We start from the raw sequence: 16,886 nt of genomic DNA on the forward strand, positions 1-16,886 counted from the left end.
ATGACAATCCACACTCAATCGATTTCTGCCGAAGCGCCCAATGGGCAGTTAAACGGGCGATGGACAATTCATCGGCCTATAGTGCAACTCAACTTTTTAAGTTTTATCAAAGGGGATAAGGAGGGTAAATTTGTAGCAAACAAAATATATAGACATGAAAACGATTATCACACTACTCATTAGCTTACTAAGTATAAACGGGATCGCTCAAAAAAAATCGTATTTAAAAATAAGTTTGGACGATAACAACAGTGAAGTGAATTATCCACCTGATACGCGCTTTATTTTACAAGATGAACAAGGAGAGACGATTTTGAATCATGAGGAACTTGAAAAAATCAAATCCTATGAGGTAACATCTCCATCGACCTTATACATTTTCACCACCTGGAACACTGAACCCGATCGTTTTGAATTAATGAATTCAACCCTAACATTGCCTGCATCTGCGACTGTAAAGGAAAAGAGGGCTACGCAAAATTTTCAGTTTAGTGAAGTTAAATATGGGGACCCTATTTCTATCGAGAAAAAGCGACTCATATCTTCTTCTAAAGAGAATATGACCAATCTTAGTTTGGTTTTTAGTAACGGTATAATTTTTTATTTTAAGGACGGCAATGCGCAAGCCTGGCTGGATGGAACTGAATTAGAGATCAAAGGAGAATACATAATAAATAGTACCTTAGGGACATTAAAACTAAGTTACGATCCATATACGACAGATTTATGGTATGTATTTGAAGCTGCTAAATAACACGCTATGTGGAAAAAAAGAATTAGAGGAATACAGATAGGCGAGATAGCGATTGTCATCGCCATCTATCTGTTAATGGCCTCTATGTATCGATTGACAATCTGGAGAAGTTACCCCGATGAATATAGATCGTTAGATGAATTATTTAATGCCTGGGCATGGCTTGATGGAGCAGGATTACAGTACATGATCATGTTTGTAGGAATGGCGGTAATCTGGACCCTTATTTTTAAGGTGTTTAGGCACTGGAGATTAGCCTATCGTCTCCTGATCCATCTAGTAACCATGCCGTTGTACATTGTGCTGGCATGGCGAGGGTATTACGCTATTTGTGATTATTTTGGAATGGGCCACTTGGGCGGTAACGGTCAGGTTTGGGATGTATACATTCCGGGATTGGTGTATCTCCTGCAGTTTGCAGCGTTTCATGCGTATGAGTACTACGTATCGAACCAACGCCGACTTAGAAAAGAAATTGAGTTGAAGAATATTGCCCTTAAAAGTGAGCTTAGTGCGATTAAAGCGCAACTCAACCCACATTTTTTATACAATGTATTTAATACAATTAATGCCAGTGTACCGGCAGCGATGGAGGATACACGTGAGATGATTGCAGAACTTTCAGACTTATTTAGGTATCAATTGCGCGCCAGTCGTGAGGATGTTGTGCCACTTAAGGACGAACTGGATTTTGTACAAAAATACCTTGATCTGGAACAAAAACGTTTTGAAGATCGGCTGGAAATATTAGTAGACGTTCCCGGTGAATTGCTGGATAGAGAAGTACCTCCAATGATACTACAACCATTAGTTGAAAACTCTGTAAAGCACGGTATTTCTCCGTTAGTAGATGGTGGTAGAGTGACTATCAAAGTGGATGAAAAAGAGGGTAGACTTCATTTTGAAATCAAAGATACGGGAGTAGGAGTAGTAGACAAAAGTGAAGTCATGCATACGGGTGTGGGATTGAGTAATACTCAAAAACGACTTGAGAAAATGTACAACTCTGGTTTATTTTTATTGGATAATTCACCGCAAGGCTTAATTGTTCAGTTTAGTCTATGAAAAAAGTAGTAATAGTAGATGATGAAAAGTCTGGCCGTAATCTTATCAAAGAATACTTGGAGGCGTACCCTGATCTAATTTTGGTTGGCGAGGCAAACAATGGTGTAGACGCCATTAAAATCATCAATGAATTTAAGCCGGATCTGGTTTTTATGGATATTCAAATGCCGGGAATGACAGGTTTTGATGTTTTACAACACCTGGATGAGATCCCAAATATCATATTTAGTACTGCGTACGATCAATATGCTTTAAAAGCCTTTGAAGTACATGCGATTGATTACTTACTTAAACCATATACTAAAGATCGGTTTGAAACGTCCATTAAAAAAGCATCACTGGGAATGACAAAAAAAATCATTCCTCTCGCCGAAGAACACATGGCGAAAAAACAAGACTTTCCTGAACGAATTATTGTAGAAAAAGGGAATAAATACGTCACTTTATCCACAGCAGATATACATCATATTGAAGCTTATGGGGACTATTCTAAAATACATTCTGCAAAGGAAACCTATTTGAGTAATCATGGGATTGGCGCATTAGAGGAGCGTTTACATCCAACGCGATTTTTGCGTATTCACCGTAGTAGCATTGTACATTTAGAAAAGGTGGCAGAAGTGGCTAAATATGGTAAGAGTTATCTACTTGTTTTAACGAATCAGGAGAAAGTTAAAGTGAGCAGAGGCTATGCAGATAAAATTAAGGAATTGATTTTTTAATATATGCTGTGTTAAACCTTTTGACCAAACAAAGGTTAATAGTATACCAAAGGCAGAAGATGTATTTAGTTCAATGTGTATCTTTTTCCGAATTTTTATTTTACTATCTATGAAATCAGTACTATTTAAGTCGTTGGCAATCTTTGGTCTTATTTCCCTTTTCTTTTTGCCAGACGTAAACTTTTCTCCCGTTCAAGAGTTTCAAGGGCAGGCCATTTACTCCTACAAAGCAAAAATGGAGCTTGGTAGGTGGGGAGCACGAATGAGTGAAGCCCAAAAAAAACAGATGCAGGCACGACTTCAAAATAGGCTGGAAAAAACCTACGTCCTTAATTTTAATAAAACAGAATCTGTTTTTGATGAAGAAGAAAAACTGGACGCGATTTCTGGAGCAACAGATTCTTGGGGAAAGAATTTTTCACAGGGTGAACAGTACAAAAATGTAAAAGATGTGGCATTAGTGCAGAGCCAGGAATTTTATGGAAAACAATTTTTAGTCAAAGACAGCTTGCAAAAGATTGACTGGAAAATGGGCAAGGAGTCTAAACAGATTGGTCAATACATGTGTTTTAAAGCAACGGCATCTATCCCTACAAAAGAATTAACCTGGTACACTTTTTCTTGGAGTGATTTACGAAGAGCAACTGAAACGGTCAAAGATTCTACCGGCGTAGCCAAAGAACCAGAGGTTGCCATGACAGATGTTGAAGCGTGGTATACTCCGCAAATACCGGTAAGTCATGGACCGTCAGAATATTGGGGATTACCCGGATTAATCTTAGAAATAAGTGCAGGAAATACAGTAATGTTATGCTCTAAAATTGTACTAAATCCTAAAGATAAACTGGACATTGAGGCACCAAATAAAGGAAAAGAAATCACCAAGAATGAATACCAAGCTACGATACAAAAAAAGATGCTTGAGATGAGAAATAACCGCGGCAGGCGTAGGAGTTAGATCTTTCATTGCTAGCTTATGACCATTAATCTCAAACACCCTTATGAAAAAATACCTGTTGATCCTTCTGCTTTTCGCAGTCAATACGTGTATTGCTCAAGTAAAGCTGAGCGGTGTTGTGCAAGATAGTCTAAAAGCACCCTTAGAAATGGCCAATGTCATTGCCATTAATCAAGCGACTAGTGGTTTAGAATCCTACGGAATTACAGATGCTCAAGGACGATATTCTCTGTCTTTGGGTAAAAATGGCACCTACAAGATTCAAATAAGCTACATAGGATATAAATCCGTTGATCAATCAATTATCACTAAGGAAAGCGATCTCACTAAAAACTTTATTCTACTGCCAGATAATGCACTGGATGCCGTAGAAATCGTCTATGATATGCCGGTTACTGTCAAAGGCGATACGCTTATTTATAATGCAGATTCTTTCAACACAGGGACGGAGCGCAAGCTGGAAGATGTATTGGAAAATTTACCGGGAGTTGAAATTAATGAAGATGGGCAGGTGGAAGTAGAAGGTAAGATAGTAAACAAACTCATGGTCAATGGCAAAGATTTTTTTGATGGGGATACCAAGTTAGCGACCAAAAACATTCCATCTAAAGCGGTAGATAAAATAGAGGTCTTGCGAAATTATGCAGAGGTAAGGCAACTTAGCGGAGTTGCAAATAATCAAGACAATGTGGCCCTTAATATCAAACTTAGAGAGGGTAAAGAGAACTTTTGGTTTGGTGATGTTACGGTAGGAGGCGGGGCTTCACCAGATGAAGGTCGTTATTTGGTACAACCAAAGTTATTTTATTATAACCCAACATACAGCATTAATTTCATTGGGGACGTTAATAATATTGGTGAACTTGCCCTCACCCGAAGAGATATTAGAAGTTTTGGTGGTGGCTTTAGAGCTCCAAGCAGGAGTAGTGGTACTACCTTAAATCTTGGTGATAACAGCCTTAACTTTTTAACTAATCAAACCAATGCGGTAAAGATTGAAAATCAATTGGCCGCAGCCAACTTTAGTTATGCGGCAAAAAAAACGCTGGATTTTAGCGGTTTTGTGATCGCTAACAGCAGTCAAATACAATCCAGAGAGATTAGTGAATTACGGTATACAAATATAGATTTAGACATTCCAGATGAATTTACAGAGCAATCCACAATGGAGCGCTCCAATCAAGGATTGGTAAAGCTTAGTGCCTCCTACCAGCCTAATTTTAGTAATCAATTGGATTACGATGTACTAGGTAGATTGTCAGATGATAGTCAGGACCAAACCTTACTCTCATCGGTAGTAGGGAACACAACTCAGTTAGAAGAGGTGACACCCTTTAGCCTAAATCAAAATATAAATTATTATTACACCCTTGATGAGAATAATATTTTCGCGTTAGAAGCACAACATCTTATCAAAGATGAAGATCCGTTTTATAATGCGCTAATCCCAAATGATCCTGATTCACAAACTGATGCATTTGATGCAACAGCCGAAGCGTTAGGGCTGGACACAACCGAAGACAACTATAACTTAGCCCAGGACAGGCGGATCAAATCCAATCAGCTAGATGCTAAATTGGATTACTATCGTATTTTGAACCCCAAGAGTAACCTTAATTTTACGCTTGGTACTATTTTAAGTCGCCAAGAATTTTCATCTGCTATTTTTCAATTTTTGCCGGGGATGAGCCTTCAACCCACACCCATGGAGGGAAATGCCACCAATGATACCGACTATAATTTTAGTGATATTTACCTGGGTGCTCATTATAGATTTAGAAGCGGAAAGTTTACCGTGACTCCGGGATTTTCGGTGCATGCCTACGGGAATAAAAACACCCAATTTGGTGAAACCTATGAGGATGATTTCTTTAGAATATTGCCCGATGTTGAGACACGTATTCAGTTTAAAAAAAGTGAATCACTCACCTTTAGCTACAACATGCAAAACCAGTTTACCGATGTTACTAGATTGGCAGAAGGTTTAGTATTAAATAGCTACAATAGCATTCAATCTGGGGAACCAGAGTTACAAAATGCGCTCTCACATAACCTGAGCTTGTTTTACAGCAGCTTTAATTTGTTTAATTATACTAATGTTTTTGCCCGCGCAGCCTATTCAAACAATGTGGATCAAATACGAAGTAGTACAGATTTTGATAACGTCATACGTACCAGCAGCTTTTTCAATTCTAATTTTGCAGATGAGAGTTTGAGTGTTTTTGGGAGGATCCAACGCACTTTCGGCAAAGTAAGAGCTAGTCTTAGGACAAGCTTTAACTATACTAAAATCAATCAATTTATAGAAGATGAACGATCGCTAAATGAGGGTTTTACGCAAACCTATACGCCAGAGTTACGCACCAACTTCAAAATTGCGCCTAACGTAACCTTTAGATATAATTACAGCATAAATGACAATAACCAGGGAAATAGAAAAACTCAAATTATTACCAATTCACCTTCAGTAGAATTTGATGCTTATATCTGGAAGAAAGTTACCATAAGATCTAACTACGCCTATACGAATCAGGATTTAGGCGATGATAATTCGCAATCATTTCAAACCTGGGATGCAAGGATATCTTATCGAAAGGATCGAGATGCAAAATGGGAATATGAGCTCAAAGCAACAAACCTATTAAATATAGACGCTCAGGTAAGAAATAGCGCTAATAATGTTGCTGTAATTTCTTCTGAAACATTTATCCAACCAAGATTTGTAACGTTTCGATTTATATACACGCTTTAGATAGTAAACAGGGTAAAATAGAGACAACATATGCTGCTGCATTTGTTTTACATTATCTCATGTAATACATTGTTATTCGAATTGTAGCATATGCCAAAGAATTTCAAACGAAAGAGACTTTTATACAGCGCACTTACTTTTGCTTTGGCGTGGACCTCATTTGCGCTCATTTACGCGATGATTGAACGCGGAATTTTAGGATCTTCGTCGCACTATCCGGGTACGAAAAACCCGTATAATTTTACCGATAATGTACTTTACGTTCCGGCGTTTTCTTTTATCATCGGTTTTATACAAGGATGGCTTGAATTTACACTACTTAAAAACTGGCTAAGATCGCGGCCTATAATCATAAGAATACTGGCAAAGACATTATTTTATGTCATTTTCATTGTCTTTTTTATGGTTATGATGTCATTCATCATTAATTCTCGTGCACTGGGTTTGTCTCCATTTGATCTTAAAGTCATTCGCACAGTAGGTATATTCTTTAGGGATTTCGCGTTTTGGAGTATTATCATTTATATCTACGTGGTTCTTAATGTCACCCTATTATTTTATGAAACTTCTCATTATTTAGGTCAAACCACATTTAAGAATTTGGTTTTGGGAAAATATACTCGCCCCTTTGAAGAAAGTCGCATTTTTATGTTTTTAGATATGAAATCTTCTACTAAAATCGCAGAGCAAATTGGGCACGAAGCTTATTTTAATTTACTTAAAGATGTATTTAGTGACATGACCCAAGCCATTGAGCATAACGCAGGTGAAGTCTATCAATACATCGGAGACGAAATTGTCATTAGCTGGAGTGAAACTACTGGCATTAAGGATAATCGCTGTTTACAATGCTTTATTGACATTTTAAATCAGTTTGAGCGTAAGCAATCTAGCTATTTACAGAAATACCAGGTAGCACCTGTTTTTAAAGCAGGATTGCACCTTGGGACAGTGGCAACGGGTAAGATCGGTATTTTAAAAAAGAATATTATCTACACGGGAGATGTGCTTAACACTACGGCACGTATACAGGAGCTATCTAAGAAACTAAAGGTGTATGTATTATTTTCTGAAGACTTAAAAAGAAAATTGAATATCCCTGAGAGCTTTAGCGTAGTGCCTCACGGGCAATTCGAACTACGCGGAAGAAATCAGCCCATTGAATTATATAGTTTAACTATACCAGCAAGAATGTAATTTGATCTTGGATTAAGTCTTCTTTAGTGTATTCTTAATTTTCACAAACAAAATAAGGGCGGCCAGGACTATAGTAATGCTATTAGCAAAAATGATGGGACTATTTTCAATCTGAATCCCATAAATCAACCAGCTTAATACTCCCAAAAAGAAAATAATGTACATGGTGAGTGAAATTCCCGCGGTATTTTGGGTTTTTAGCGTAATATACGCCTGGGGCACAAAAGAGAAGGTAGTTAAAAAAGCTGCGATATGTCCTAAAGTTTCACTTGTCATCAGAACTGCAAAGTAACATCAATTAATTAAAATATTTCAAAAGTTAGTTTTGTACTGTTCATTTCAGTATATTTGTACTGTTCATTTCAAACAGTATGGCTAGGACACTTGCTTTTAATAAAGAAGATATTTTAGATAAGGTAACTAAACTGTTTTGGTTAAAAGGGTTTAATGGTACTTCTATGCAGGATCTGGTAGAAGTAACCAGGCTAAATCGTAGTAGTATCTATAATACCTTTGGAAGTAAGGAAGAGCTCTATCAGGCAGCACTCAGTCATTATTTGTCGAAGAATCAGGATCATTTTAAGCCGGCTGTAAATGCAACCTCAAATTATAAAAAAGCCATAAGAGCTATTTTTGAAAGTTATCTGGACGAAATAACCACCGATAAAGATCAAAAAGGATGCATGACCATTGGTTGCCTTACCGAAATGGGAAATCAAAACACTACGATCGCAGAATGGCTTTCGCATAATGATCAGCAGATGCAAAAAATCTTTGGAACATTAGTACAAAAAGGAAAGGAGAGCGGGGAGATCATAACCACTATTGAAACACCTATTTTAACCAATTATTTAATCAGTTCGTTTCAGGGTTTACGCGTTCGCGGAATGAGCATCACAGACCGTAAAACTTTACAAGGAATTATCAATACGATTATGAACGCAATACATTAATCATTTTTTTTAACCTATTCTGAAATGATTGTTTCAGAATAAATTTTATTCACTTAATTTATTTATTATGAAAATTAAACTTTTATCACTAACACTTATCGCGACTACGCTAATTAACGCAGCAGGATTGATGATCAGTTCATCCCCCAAAGCGACAATTTCTACCGCTGGTTCTCATTTAACAGTAGTTAATGTGCTTAGTCCTAAACCTGAAGAACAGCAAAAGATAGTCAATCTTTTACAAGATGGTATTTCAACTGTAATCAGCAAACAAAAAGGGTTTATTTCAGCTTCGATACATAAAAGTATGGACAGCGAACATGTTGTTGTTTATGCGCAATGGAAAGATCAGCAAGCACTTAACAATGCTGTAAAACTTATTGAGGCTGGAGGTGCCCCGTCTATGTTGCAGGTATTTAGCAGCGCTAATCCAGATTATCATCCCTATAAAGTAGTATCAGTGAATGAATTCAATAAAAAATAGAAACAATTAAATCAAAGATTATGAGTAAATTAAAAAACAAAGTAGCCGTTATTACCGGCGGAAATTCAGGAATCGGTTTTTCAACCGTACAATATTTTTTAAATGAAGGGGCCAAGGTTGTTTTCTCCGGAAGGAGACAAGAAGCATTGGATCAGGCATCTCAAGAGCTTTCAGGAGAGTTCATCACCGTATTAGCCGATCAGGCAAAGCCGGCAGATAATGCAAAACTTATTAAGAAAGCGGTAGATGCCTATGGAAAAATTGATGTGCTTTTCGCTAATGCAGGAGTGGCTCAATTTATGCCCAGTGATCAGGTGACTGAAGATTTCTTTGATAATCAATTCGATATCAACATCAAAGGACCGGTATTTTTAGTGAAAGAAGCAATTCCTCACCTTAAAGACGGTGCCAGTATTATTTTCAATACCTCTATTGTACATCAAAAAGGATTTGAAGGAAGCGGTGTCTACAGTGCTTCAAAAGGTGCATTACGTGCATATGCACGGGTACTTACAGCAGAACTTGCTCCAAGAAAAATACGTGTAAACAGCATCGCACCTGGACCTATTGGCACGCCAATTTACAGCAAAATGGATGGGATGAGTGAAGAAGAAGTAGAACAAATGGGCGCCAATATGGCACAGAGTGTACCACTGAGTCGTTTTGGTGAACCCCAAGAGATTGCCGCTGCAGCAGTATTTTTAGCGAGTGATGATGCGTCTTATGTCAATGGAATTGAACTGGAAATTGACGGGGGAATGAGTCAAATTTAAGTCTCACTAGAATATCGGTCAAGATATACCTGTCTCTACCCAATTGATTTTTCTGCCTGAACCTCTCTTGTACACAAGAAATGTTCCAAAGGTCAATCAAAATCGTAGAGACAGTTTTTCGTTGAAATTCTTGATAGTTTGATCATAACTTTCAATCTATTTCCTTTTCCATAACGAGACATTCTCGTTATTTTTGACACAACTTAAATTACTCTTATGTCTGATACGATAGAACGACTAAAATGCTTAATTATAGGATCTGGTCCTGCGGGATATACAGCGGCGATTTATGCAGCCCGTGCTGATATGCAACCGGTGATTTACACAGGGATGGAGCCCGGCGGACAATTGACTACCACAACCGAAGTGGATAATTTTCCCGGTTACCCGGAAGGAATCGATGGACCGACAATGATGGTGCAACTCCAGCAGCAAGCAGAACGTTTTGGGACAGAGGTAAGAATCGGAATGGTGACTGAAGTTAATTTCTCAACCGAAGAAGGTGGTATCCATCGCATTACTGTTGATGGCGATAAGCAGATTGAAGCACAGAGTGTGATTATATCCACAGGGGCTTCTGCAAAATACCTGGGCCTACCCAGTGAGCAGCGTTTACGTGGCGGCGGAGTTTCAGCCTGTGCCGTGTGTGATGGCTTTTTCTACAAGGGGCAGGACGTAGCGATCGTTGGGGGAGGAGATACCGCAGCCGAAGAAGCTACCTATCTCGCTAAGATTTGTAAGAAAGTGACCATGCTGGTGCGTAAAGATTATATGAAGGCCAGTAAAGCCATGCAACATCGGGTGACTTCTACGCCAAACATTGATTTACGTTATAATACTGAAATTGATGAAGTGCTTGGAGAAAATGTGGTAGAAGGTTTGCGTATGGTCAACAACCAAACCGGAGAGAAAGAAGAAATTGAGATCACCGGTCTTTTTATTGCCATTGGCCATAAACCCAATACCGATATTTTTAAAGGTCAGGTTGATATGGACGATACCGGGTATATCATTACAAAAGGTAAGTCAACGCACACAAATATTCCCGGTGTATTCGCCAGTGGAGATGTACAGGATAAAGAGTACCGCCAGGCGGTTACCGCTGCAGGTACAGGATGTATGGCCGCGCTTGATGCAGAACGTTATTTAGCAGAGGTTGGTGCCATTGAAGAGGTGAGCACACAAACCAACTGGTAAACCATCAAGGTAAGAAGTAATGAAAACCCGTTTCAACTCAATGAAACGGGTTTTTACTAATTGGTAGTTTTTAGAAGGGCTATATGTGCTCACTAGTAACGCAATGAAAAATCATCTACAATCAGAGCAACTTTTTTTGACGCTGTATGAGAGCGGGTTCTATACTAAACATAAGGATTCGTCCTATTCAGCTGGTCCTCTTTCTCAATTTCCTCTTCCAATAAAAAACACTGATTCCTAAAACTAGCATAATCACAGCTACAAGAGCATAGGTGTAATAATTAGGCGTAGATACTCTACTAACATCACCAGAAATGATAAAACCAGCCCAATAGTAGGGGTGTTTTAATTTTTCATCATCTGTCTCTTTTAAGTAGGTGAGCTTAGCTTTTTGTAATGCAGTGTCTTTGTTCATCCCATTCTGTAAATTTCTATAGAATCCAATCATTAGAGTGGAGGTTTGTGCATCACTAATATTCCAAAGGCTTGTGAGCGTACTTGTAACTCCTGCATAATTGAAAGCTCTTGACAAACTCATCAAACCGTCGCCATTAGAAAACGTTCCATTACCCGTATTACACGCGCTTAAAACAGCTAATTTGGCAGATAAATCTAATCCATATATTTCTTGAGTAGTCAATTTGACTGTTTGTTCTTCTTCATCATTAAAATTTGAAAATAAAAGGTGATTATTCATAGGGTTCTTATGATCAAGCACCCCATGTACAGCTAAGTGCAATAAATCATGCTTGGGCCCTTCTTCTAAGAAGTTTGCTTTAGTTGCTAAGCTGTCCACGCGTGATACTCCCTCCATGAGTTTTGAAATAGCATCAACTTCAGTTTCGTTTGAGGGTAAGGGCAAATCTTTATAAGTACCTGCATATCCCAACCAGTTGTTCGTACTAGTTCTATCTTTTTGTCGCGTTTGCTCAAAGAGCAATTGTACAGAACCACCGTAGCGAACTGGCATGGATTGAATCAAATAATCATTTTTGAAGGTCAAAATCTCCATCGGTATTTTGGTTAACATACCATCTAAAATAAAGGTTAGCCTTTTAATGCCATTAGGTATTTGCGGTAAAATAACGGGTGAGATCGTGTTCAATAGTTTATCTAAAGGCGCCCTATTCAGAATTTTTTCTCTTAATAAATTGAGCTGGTCTTCAAATAAATGATTTATACTTTTTTTTACAAAATTTACATCTTGTTTGGTCAGTGTTAACGTATACAGGTCAGTTGGTGTCAAGAAGTATTCAACTAACATTTCATCATCTGCTAATAAACGGTCTTGATAAAAGGTAATGTTCTCTGCCAATTCCAGTGACTTTACTTCGTGGAATTCGGGATACTTCTGTTGTACCAAGATACTCAGACTATCCAATTTGGTTTGAAAGTAGAGTTGTTGGTTTGTTAAAACCTGTAATTTTTCCGTATCACCCTTATCTGAGTCTTGAATTTGGTTAAAGGTATTATCTAACTTAATCATAGAGTCTTGAACAGCACTTTTTAAAGCGATAATTTTAGGATCAACTTGGAATTGCATAGCAAGTTCTTTTTCTCTTAGACCATCCAATAAAGCTGAGTTTTTGTTGATCTCCATTAGCCTCAAAGCATAATCAAAATCTTGTTTTTCAGCCTTAACAGTATTTTTTAAATAAATTAGTTCAAGTGATTTTTCAATAGAAGGAATTATTTCTGCCCCATAGAAAATCTTAGATTTTTCACTATCGTACTTGTTTTTACTTTTGACCAGAAGATGAATTAATTGATCTAAGTTGTTTTGCGCTTTTATGAGTTGGGTGATGTTTTGCGTTTTCTTAAATTGTTTGATCTGGAGATCTACCAGAGCCGTTTGAGTGTCTCTAATGTTTTGCTCCATCCCTTTAAATTGCTCCCACCCCATAGAAACAGATTTAAGTAAAGATTGCGCTTCAGTAATCTGATCTAATCCTAGTTTTGCTTGGGCTCTATAAAGTTGATTTACATAAAACTTTACAGATAAAGTGTCCTTATTTTCAATGAAAAGTGCTTTTTCTTGATCTAAGTATTCTTGAGCCCTCTCAAATTTTCGGTTAGTGATAAGATAAAAATTGTATTCATTAAGTGCCGCCGTAACAGAGTATAGCCTCCCCGTATTCCTGGCTATTACAATCGCTTTTTCGTAGTATTCCTGGGCCGTAGAATGATCTCCTCTTGCGGCTTTAACAGTAGCTAAGTCAATTAAAAAAGCAGAGGTAATTGAATCAGCATCGCCATAGTTTTTAAGTGCGCCTTCGTATGCACGCTGTGCGAAGTATTCAGCTTTTTCATAATTCCCTAATGAGTTATAGACTCTACTAAGACTTGATTCTATCAATCCATTAAGATAAGCATTATGAGTTTTCAACGTTGAATTGGTTAGTGCAAAACCTCTTTCAGCATATATTTGAGCACTTTTGATGTCATTGTTATAGAAATAACAATCTGCCAATAGCGCATATCGTGATAGTAAATAGGGATTTGATGGATCAACTTCTTCCATATATTCCAGCGATTTTTTTAAATAAGGTATTGCTTCATAATACTCACCTTCGCTTACAAAGAGTACACCGATATTCCATAGGTCTTTGGTGAGGTATTTTTTTTCAATATTTCCACTTTTAATACGTTCTTGATAAGCACTCACAAAATCATTTCTAGCAAAATCTCGTTGTGCATTTTGGTAGTAGGCATTTCCTCTGGAATTGTATATACTAGAGGGATTGAAGTCGTTTGGTTTTATTAATTCAATTGCGGTTGAAAATACGCTTATGGCCTCATCATAACGTTTATTACTCGAATAATTGCTTCCAAGGTTAAAATACAAATCTGCTAACCACAAATTTTTTGATTCAGCATAAGGTATTGTAAGCCTTTCCAGAACATTTACATTAGGTAAAGTTTCGACTTCAAGAATTGTTCTGTAGGCATCAACAAGTTCTTCTATGCCATCAAAAAGTTTCGGCGAGAAGCCTTTTATGCTATCTATTGTTTTTACAAAAGGCGGATGCAAAATTGCATAAATAAGCGCGTGTTCTTTTGATAGTTCTTGAGAATTTGAAGAAACAATCGAGTCGATGGTACCCTTAAGGTTATTATTATCCTCAAAACTCAGTTTAAAATATAATTGTTCAATCGTGGTAGTCGTTTGACCGAAAAATTGAAGAGAACATAATAGCAGCAGAAACGTAATTTTTTTCATTCACTTTTTTTGCTAATATAATTAGATCAAGGCGAGAACTTTACATATAGGAGAAAATATTAAACTAACCGTTAAGAGTATAGAAAATTTGCGCGTTATAGAAAGTAAATTGGAATATACCCATATCGTTTGGTTCAAACTCTATGTATGGGGAAGAAGCAGAGTTGGGTTGTATGGCCGTATTAGATGCAGAACGTTATTTAGCAAAGGTTGTTGCCATTGAAGAGGTGAGCACATAAACCAACTGGTAAAACCAAAAAGCGTAAAGCAACATCCCTATTCAATGCGTTGGATAGGGTTTTTTATGTCATCAAAGTTATAAATTTATAATTTAAATTGATCCAACTTCTATTTCTCTAATCATATTCTCCACTTACAAATCCCCAAACCCATAGATCGCAGCTTCTTTTTGAAATAATGGGAAAATCACGTTTAATTTTTGGGTATTATTTTCTTCGATTAGTTGCTTTATGATTTGCTGAGGTTTTCCAGGTCTATTGAAGCCTAAATTTCTGGCTAGATGTGCCTCTACCGCAGGTAGAACAAAAGGGTAGTCCGGGCTTAAATCTTTAGCGTTTGTCAGCAACTTTTCATGTTGTTGGGTGGCGTAGTATTCATATAATTCTGAAAACGTTTTAGTATCCTTTATCTCCAGCTTTCGCTGAAAGGCTTCCACTAATTCTTTGGTATTGCATGCAGCAAAACTAAAAGGAGAATCTGGTTTGGGTCGTACGAGATACACTAGATTCCTCTTCGCATGTTGCTGAAGAAAATATACTAAGAACCAAAGATTGGTCTGACAAAATAAATCTTCTTCAAACCGGCAATAGATGGTATCTTCAGAACCATAGCCAATCAATTGGTTGAGCTGAGATCTTATCATAAGATCATAATCAACTTCTACATTCTCCATACGTTTGTGTAAGATAGTCTGCTCTTTGTTGAAAAAAGACTTCGTCTATCGTGGCAGATAATGGACCTTCAACCAAACATTCACGCATGATGAGTTGCTCTCCTTCTAACGCTTTTGGAAAAAAGCCAGCTAGCGCATCACCATTAAGACATGAACTGTTTTAGTTAACATCATAATTTATCTAAAAACCCACCGCCGCATCATCGCCCCTGCGGTCGGCTCCACCTTCCAATTTTCCGTTAGGCAGTACTTTAATTCCGTCGACTTTTCCAATGATAGGCGACTGATTTTGATTGACATTGTATCCTTTCGCCTTAAGGCTATCTAACACCGCTTGCTCAAAACTTTCAGGTTCAAATAGCACCACATCGGGCAACCATTGATGATGAAAACGCGGAGCGTCTACAGCTTCTTGCATAGTCATATCGTATTCGTGTACATTTAAAATAGTTTGCAGGACAGAAGTGATGATCGTAGAACCGCCCGGCGTGCCAAGCGTCATCCATAGTTTACCTTCTTTCTCAACAATGGTTGGAGTCATAGAGCTAAGCATACGTTTTTCGGGAGCGATTTCATTGGCTTTTGCTCCAATTAGTCCAAACATGTTGGGAACTCCGGCTTTTGAACTAAAATCGTCCATTTCATTGTTTAAAAAGAAACCTAACTCATCGGCATACAGCTTAGAACCATAGGCACCGTTGAGGGTCGTGGTTACTGCAATAGCATTTCCAAATTGATCTACAATTGAATAATGCGTGGTTTCATTAGACTCGTAACCCGGTATTGCTCCGTAGGTAATGCTGGATGAAGGTGTCGCCTGCTCAAAACTAAAGTCACTCAAACGATCCTTAAGATAGAGCTGACTGAGTAATGTATCTGTGGGGATTTGTACAAAATCTGGATCACCTAAAAAATAGTTGCGATCAGCATAGGCGCGCCGTTCAGCTTCAGTGAGTACTTGTATGCTTTTTTGCGAATTATGCCCGTAACTTTCAAGCGCATAAGGTTCGATCATACGCATGATCTGCGCCAAAGTGATTCCGCCACTAGAGGGAGGAGACATGGAAATAATTGTTAAATCGTCGTAGGTAAATTTAACCGGTTCCCGCCAAACAGCTTTATAGGCTGCTAAGTCCTCTTTGGTAATAATGCTGCCGTGGCGTTGTAAGAAAGCCACCAAAGAATCGGCGGTTTTACCTTTATAAAACTCAGATCGACCATATTGGACAACACGACTTAAGGTATTGGCAAGAGCTTTATTTTGCACTGTGTCATTAACATTAATATGGTCTCCGTAAAGAATTTCTTTTCCATTTACGGCGGTGACAATAGAATCGATATTGGCGAAACGCTGTGCTTGGCTTTTAGTCACCACGTACCCCTTTTTCGCCAATTCAATGACCGGCGCTAAAAGTTGATCAATAGGAACTGTTCCAAATTTCTCATGGGCAGCAAAGATTCCGGCTACGGTACCCGGCACGCCTACGGCCAGACCACCAAGTGTGCTTTTGTTTAGGATAACATCACCGTTTTTATCCAGATACATATCTCTTGTAGCTGCTTTTGGGGCTTTTTCACGATAATCCAAGGCGCCTGTTTTACCATCAGCCAGGCGATAGACCATAAATCCGCCGCCGCCAAGATTCCCGGCAAAGGGATAGCACACGGCTAGTGCCATTTCTGTCGCAAACATGGCATCAAAGGCATTTCCTCCCTGCTGCATGATTTGCGTACCTATTTTAGAGGCTTCTTCACGTGCCGAAACAACCATGGCACTATCAGTCACCATCCCTAACTTTTTTTTTGAATGTGACTGTTCTTGAGGTGGATTTTTACAGGTGGTGAGCAACACGCCACATAGAAGAACTACACTAAAATATTTCATAAATGTTGGAATA

General features: G+C 38.1%; 14 protein-coding genes. 10 read left to right on the top strand and 4 right to left on the bottom strand.

Translation table 11 applies throughout. The features are described 5' to 3' along the window. Positions 1 to 154 precede the first annotated feature (154 nt). From ABD000_RS04665 to ABD000_RS04690, 6 genes are all read left to right on the top strand, one after another. A complete protein-coding gene (locus ABD000_RS04665; RefSeq protein ID WP_343764471.1) occupies positions 155 to 754 on the top strand; it encodes a hypothetical protein in 600 nt (199 codons plus the stop codon). Positions 755 to 760: 6 nt separating this feature from the next. Beyond that, on the top strand, positions 761 to 1,819 hold the full coding sequence (locus ABD000_RS04670; protein ID WP_343764473.1) for a sensor histidine kinase: 1,059 nt from the start codon (positions 761 to 763) through the stop codon (positions 1,817 to 1,819). Next, positions 1,816 to 2,541 (top strand): LytR/AlgR family response regulator transcription factor, encoded by a 726-nt coding sequence (locus tag ABD000_RS04675; protein WP_343764475.1) that lies wholly within the window; start codon positions 1,816 to 1,818, stop codon positions 2,539 to 2,541. The genes ABD000_RS04670 and ABD000_RS04675 overlap by 4 nt, the downstream gene beginning before the upstream one ends. Before the next feature lie 109 nt (positions 2,542 to 2,650). Next, the gene (locus ABD000_RS04680; RefSeq protein ID WP_343764477.1) at positions 2,651 to 3,499 is read left to right on the top strand and encodes a GLPGLI family protein; all 849 of its coding nucleotides are present in this window, start codon (positions 2,651 to 2,653) and stop codon (positions 3,497 to 3,499) included. A 43-nt stretch (positions 3,500 to 3,542) separates the two neighbouring features. Next, positions 3,543 to 6,251 (top strand): carboxypeptidase regulatory-like domain-containing protein, encoded by a 2,709-nt coding sequence (locus ABD000_RS04685; RefSeq protein WP_343764479.1) that lies wholly within the window; start codon positions 3,543 to 3,545, stop codon positions 6,249 to 6,251. 90 nt (positions 6,252 to 6,341) lie between these two features. Next, the gene (locus ABD000_RS04690; RefSeq protein WP_343764481.1) at positions 6,342 to 7,448 is read left to right on the top strand and encodes an adenylate/guanylate cyclase domain-containing protein; all 1,107 of its coding nucleotides are present in this window, start codon (positions 6,342 to 6,344) and stop codon (positions 7,446 to 7,448) included. Positions 7,449 to 7,460: 12 nt separating this feature from the next. Here the strand turns inward: ABD000_RS04690 and ABD000_RS04695 are convergent, their stop codons facing one another. After that, positions 7,461 to 7,724: a SemiSWEET family sugar transporter gene (locus ABD000_RS04695; RefSeq protein ID WP_343764483.1), complete on the bottom strand. Its 264-nt coding sequence runs from the start codon at positions 7,722 to 7,724 to the stop codon at positions 7,461 to 7,463. Between the two features lie 95 nt (positions 7,725 to 7,819). On the opposite strand from ABD000_RS04695, the gene ABD000_RS04700 reads away from it, so the two are divergent. From ABD000_RS04700 to trxB, 4 genes are all read left to right on the top strand, one after another. Continuing rightward, positions 7,820 to 8,401 (top strand): TetR/AcrR family transcriptional regulator, encoded by a 582-nt coding sequence (locus tag ABD000_RS04700; RefSeq protein WP_343764485.1) that lies wholly within the window; start codon positions 7,820 to 7,822, stop codon positions 8,399 to 8,401. A gap of 67 nt (positions 8,402 to 8,468) precedes the next feature. After that, a complete protein-coding gene (locus ABD000_RS04705; RefSeq protein WP_343764487.1) occupies positions 8,469 to 8,885 on the top strand; it encodes an antibiotic biosynthesis monooxygenase family protein in 417 nt (138 codons plus the stop codon). Between the two features lie 20 nt (positions 8,886 to 8,905). Then, complete coding sequence (locus ABD000_RS04710; RefSeq protein WP_343764489.1) at positions 8,906 to 9,658, top strand: glucose 1-dehydrogenase; 753 nt, start codon at positions 8,906 to 8,908, stop codon at positions 9,656 to 9,658. Between the two features lie 216 nt (positions 9,659 to 9,874). Next, positions 9,875 to 10,855 carry a thioredoxin-disulfide reductase gene (trxB, locus tag ABD000_RS04715; RefSeq protein ID WP_343764491.1) on the top strand — a complete coding sequence of 327 codons (981 nt, stop codon included), beginning with the start codon at positions 9,875 to 9,877 and terminating at the stop codon, positions 10,853 to 10,855. Between the two features lie 187 nt (positions 10,856 to 11,042). Here trxB and ABD000_RS04720 read toward each other — a convergent pair whose 3' ends face one another. The 3 genes from ABD000_RS04720 to ggt form a co-directional block, all read right to left on the bottom strand. Next, positions 11,043 to 14,075, bottom strand: coding sequence for a CHAT domain-containing protein (locus ABD000_RS04720; RefSeq protein ID WP_343764493.1), 3,033 nt, complete (start codon positions 14,073 to 14,075; stop codon positions 11,043 to 11,045). A gap of 373 nt (positions 14,076 to 14,448) precedes the next feature. Next, on the bottom strand, positions 14,449 to 14,988 hold the full coding sequence (locus tag ABD000_RS04725; protein ID WP_343764495.1) for a hypothetical protein: 540 nt from the start codon (positions 14,986 to 14,988) through the stop codon (positions 14,449 to 14,451). 181 nt (positions 14,989 to 15,169) lie between these two features. Continuing rightward, positions 15,170 to 16,873 carry a gamma-glutamyltransferase gene (gene ggt, locus ABD000_RS04730; RefSeq protein WP_343764497.1) on the bottom strand — a complete coding sequence of 568 codons (1,704 nt, stop codon included), beginning with the start codon at positions 16,871 to 16,873 and terminating at the stop codon, positions 15,170 to 15,172. Between the last annotated feature and the right edge of the window lie 13 nt (positions 16,874 to 16,886).

Source organism: Gangjinia marincola (assembly GCF_039523415.1).
GTDB classification, from domain to species: domain Bacteria; phylum Bacteroidota; class Bacteroidia; order Flavobacteriales; family Flavobacteriaceae; genus Gangjinia; species Gangjinia marincola.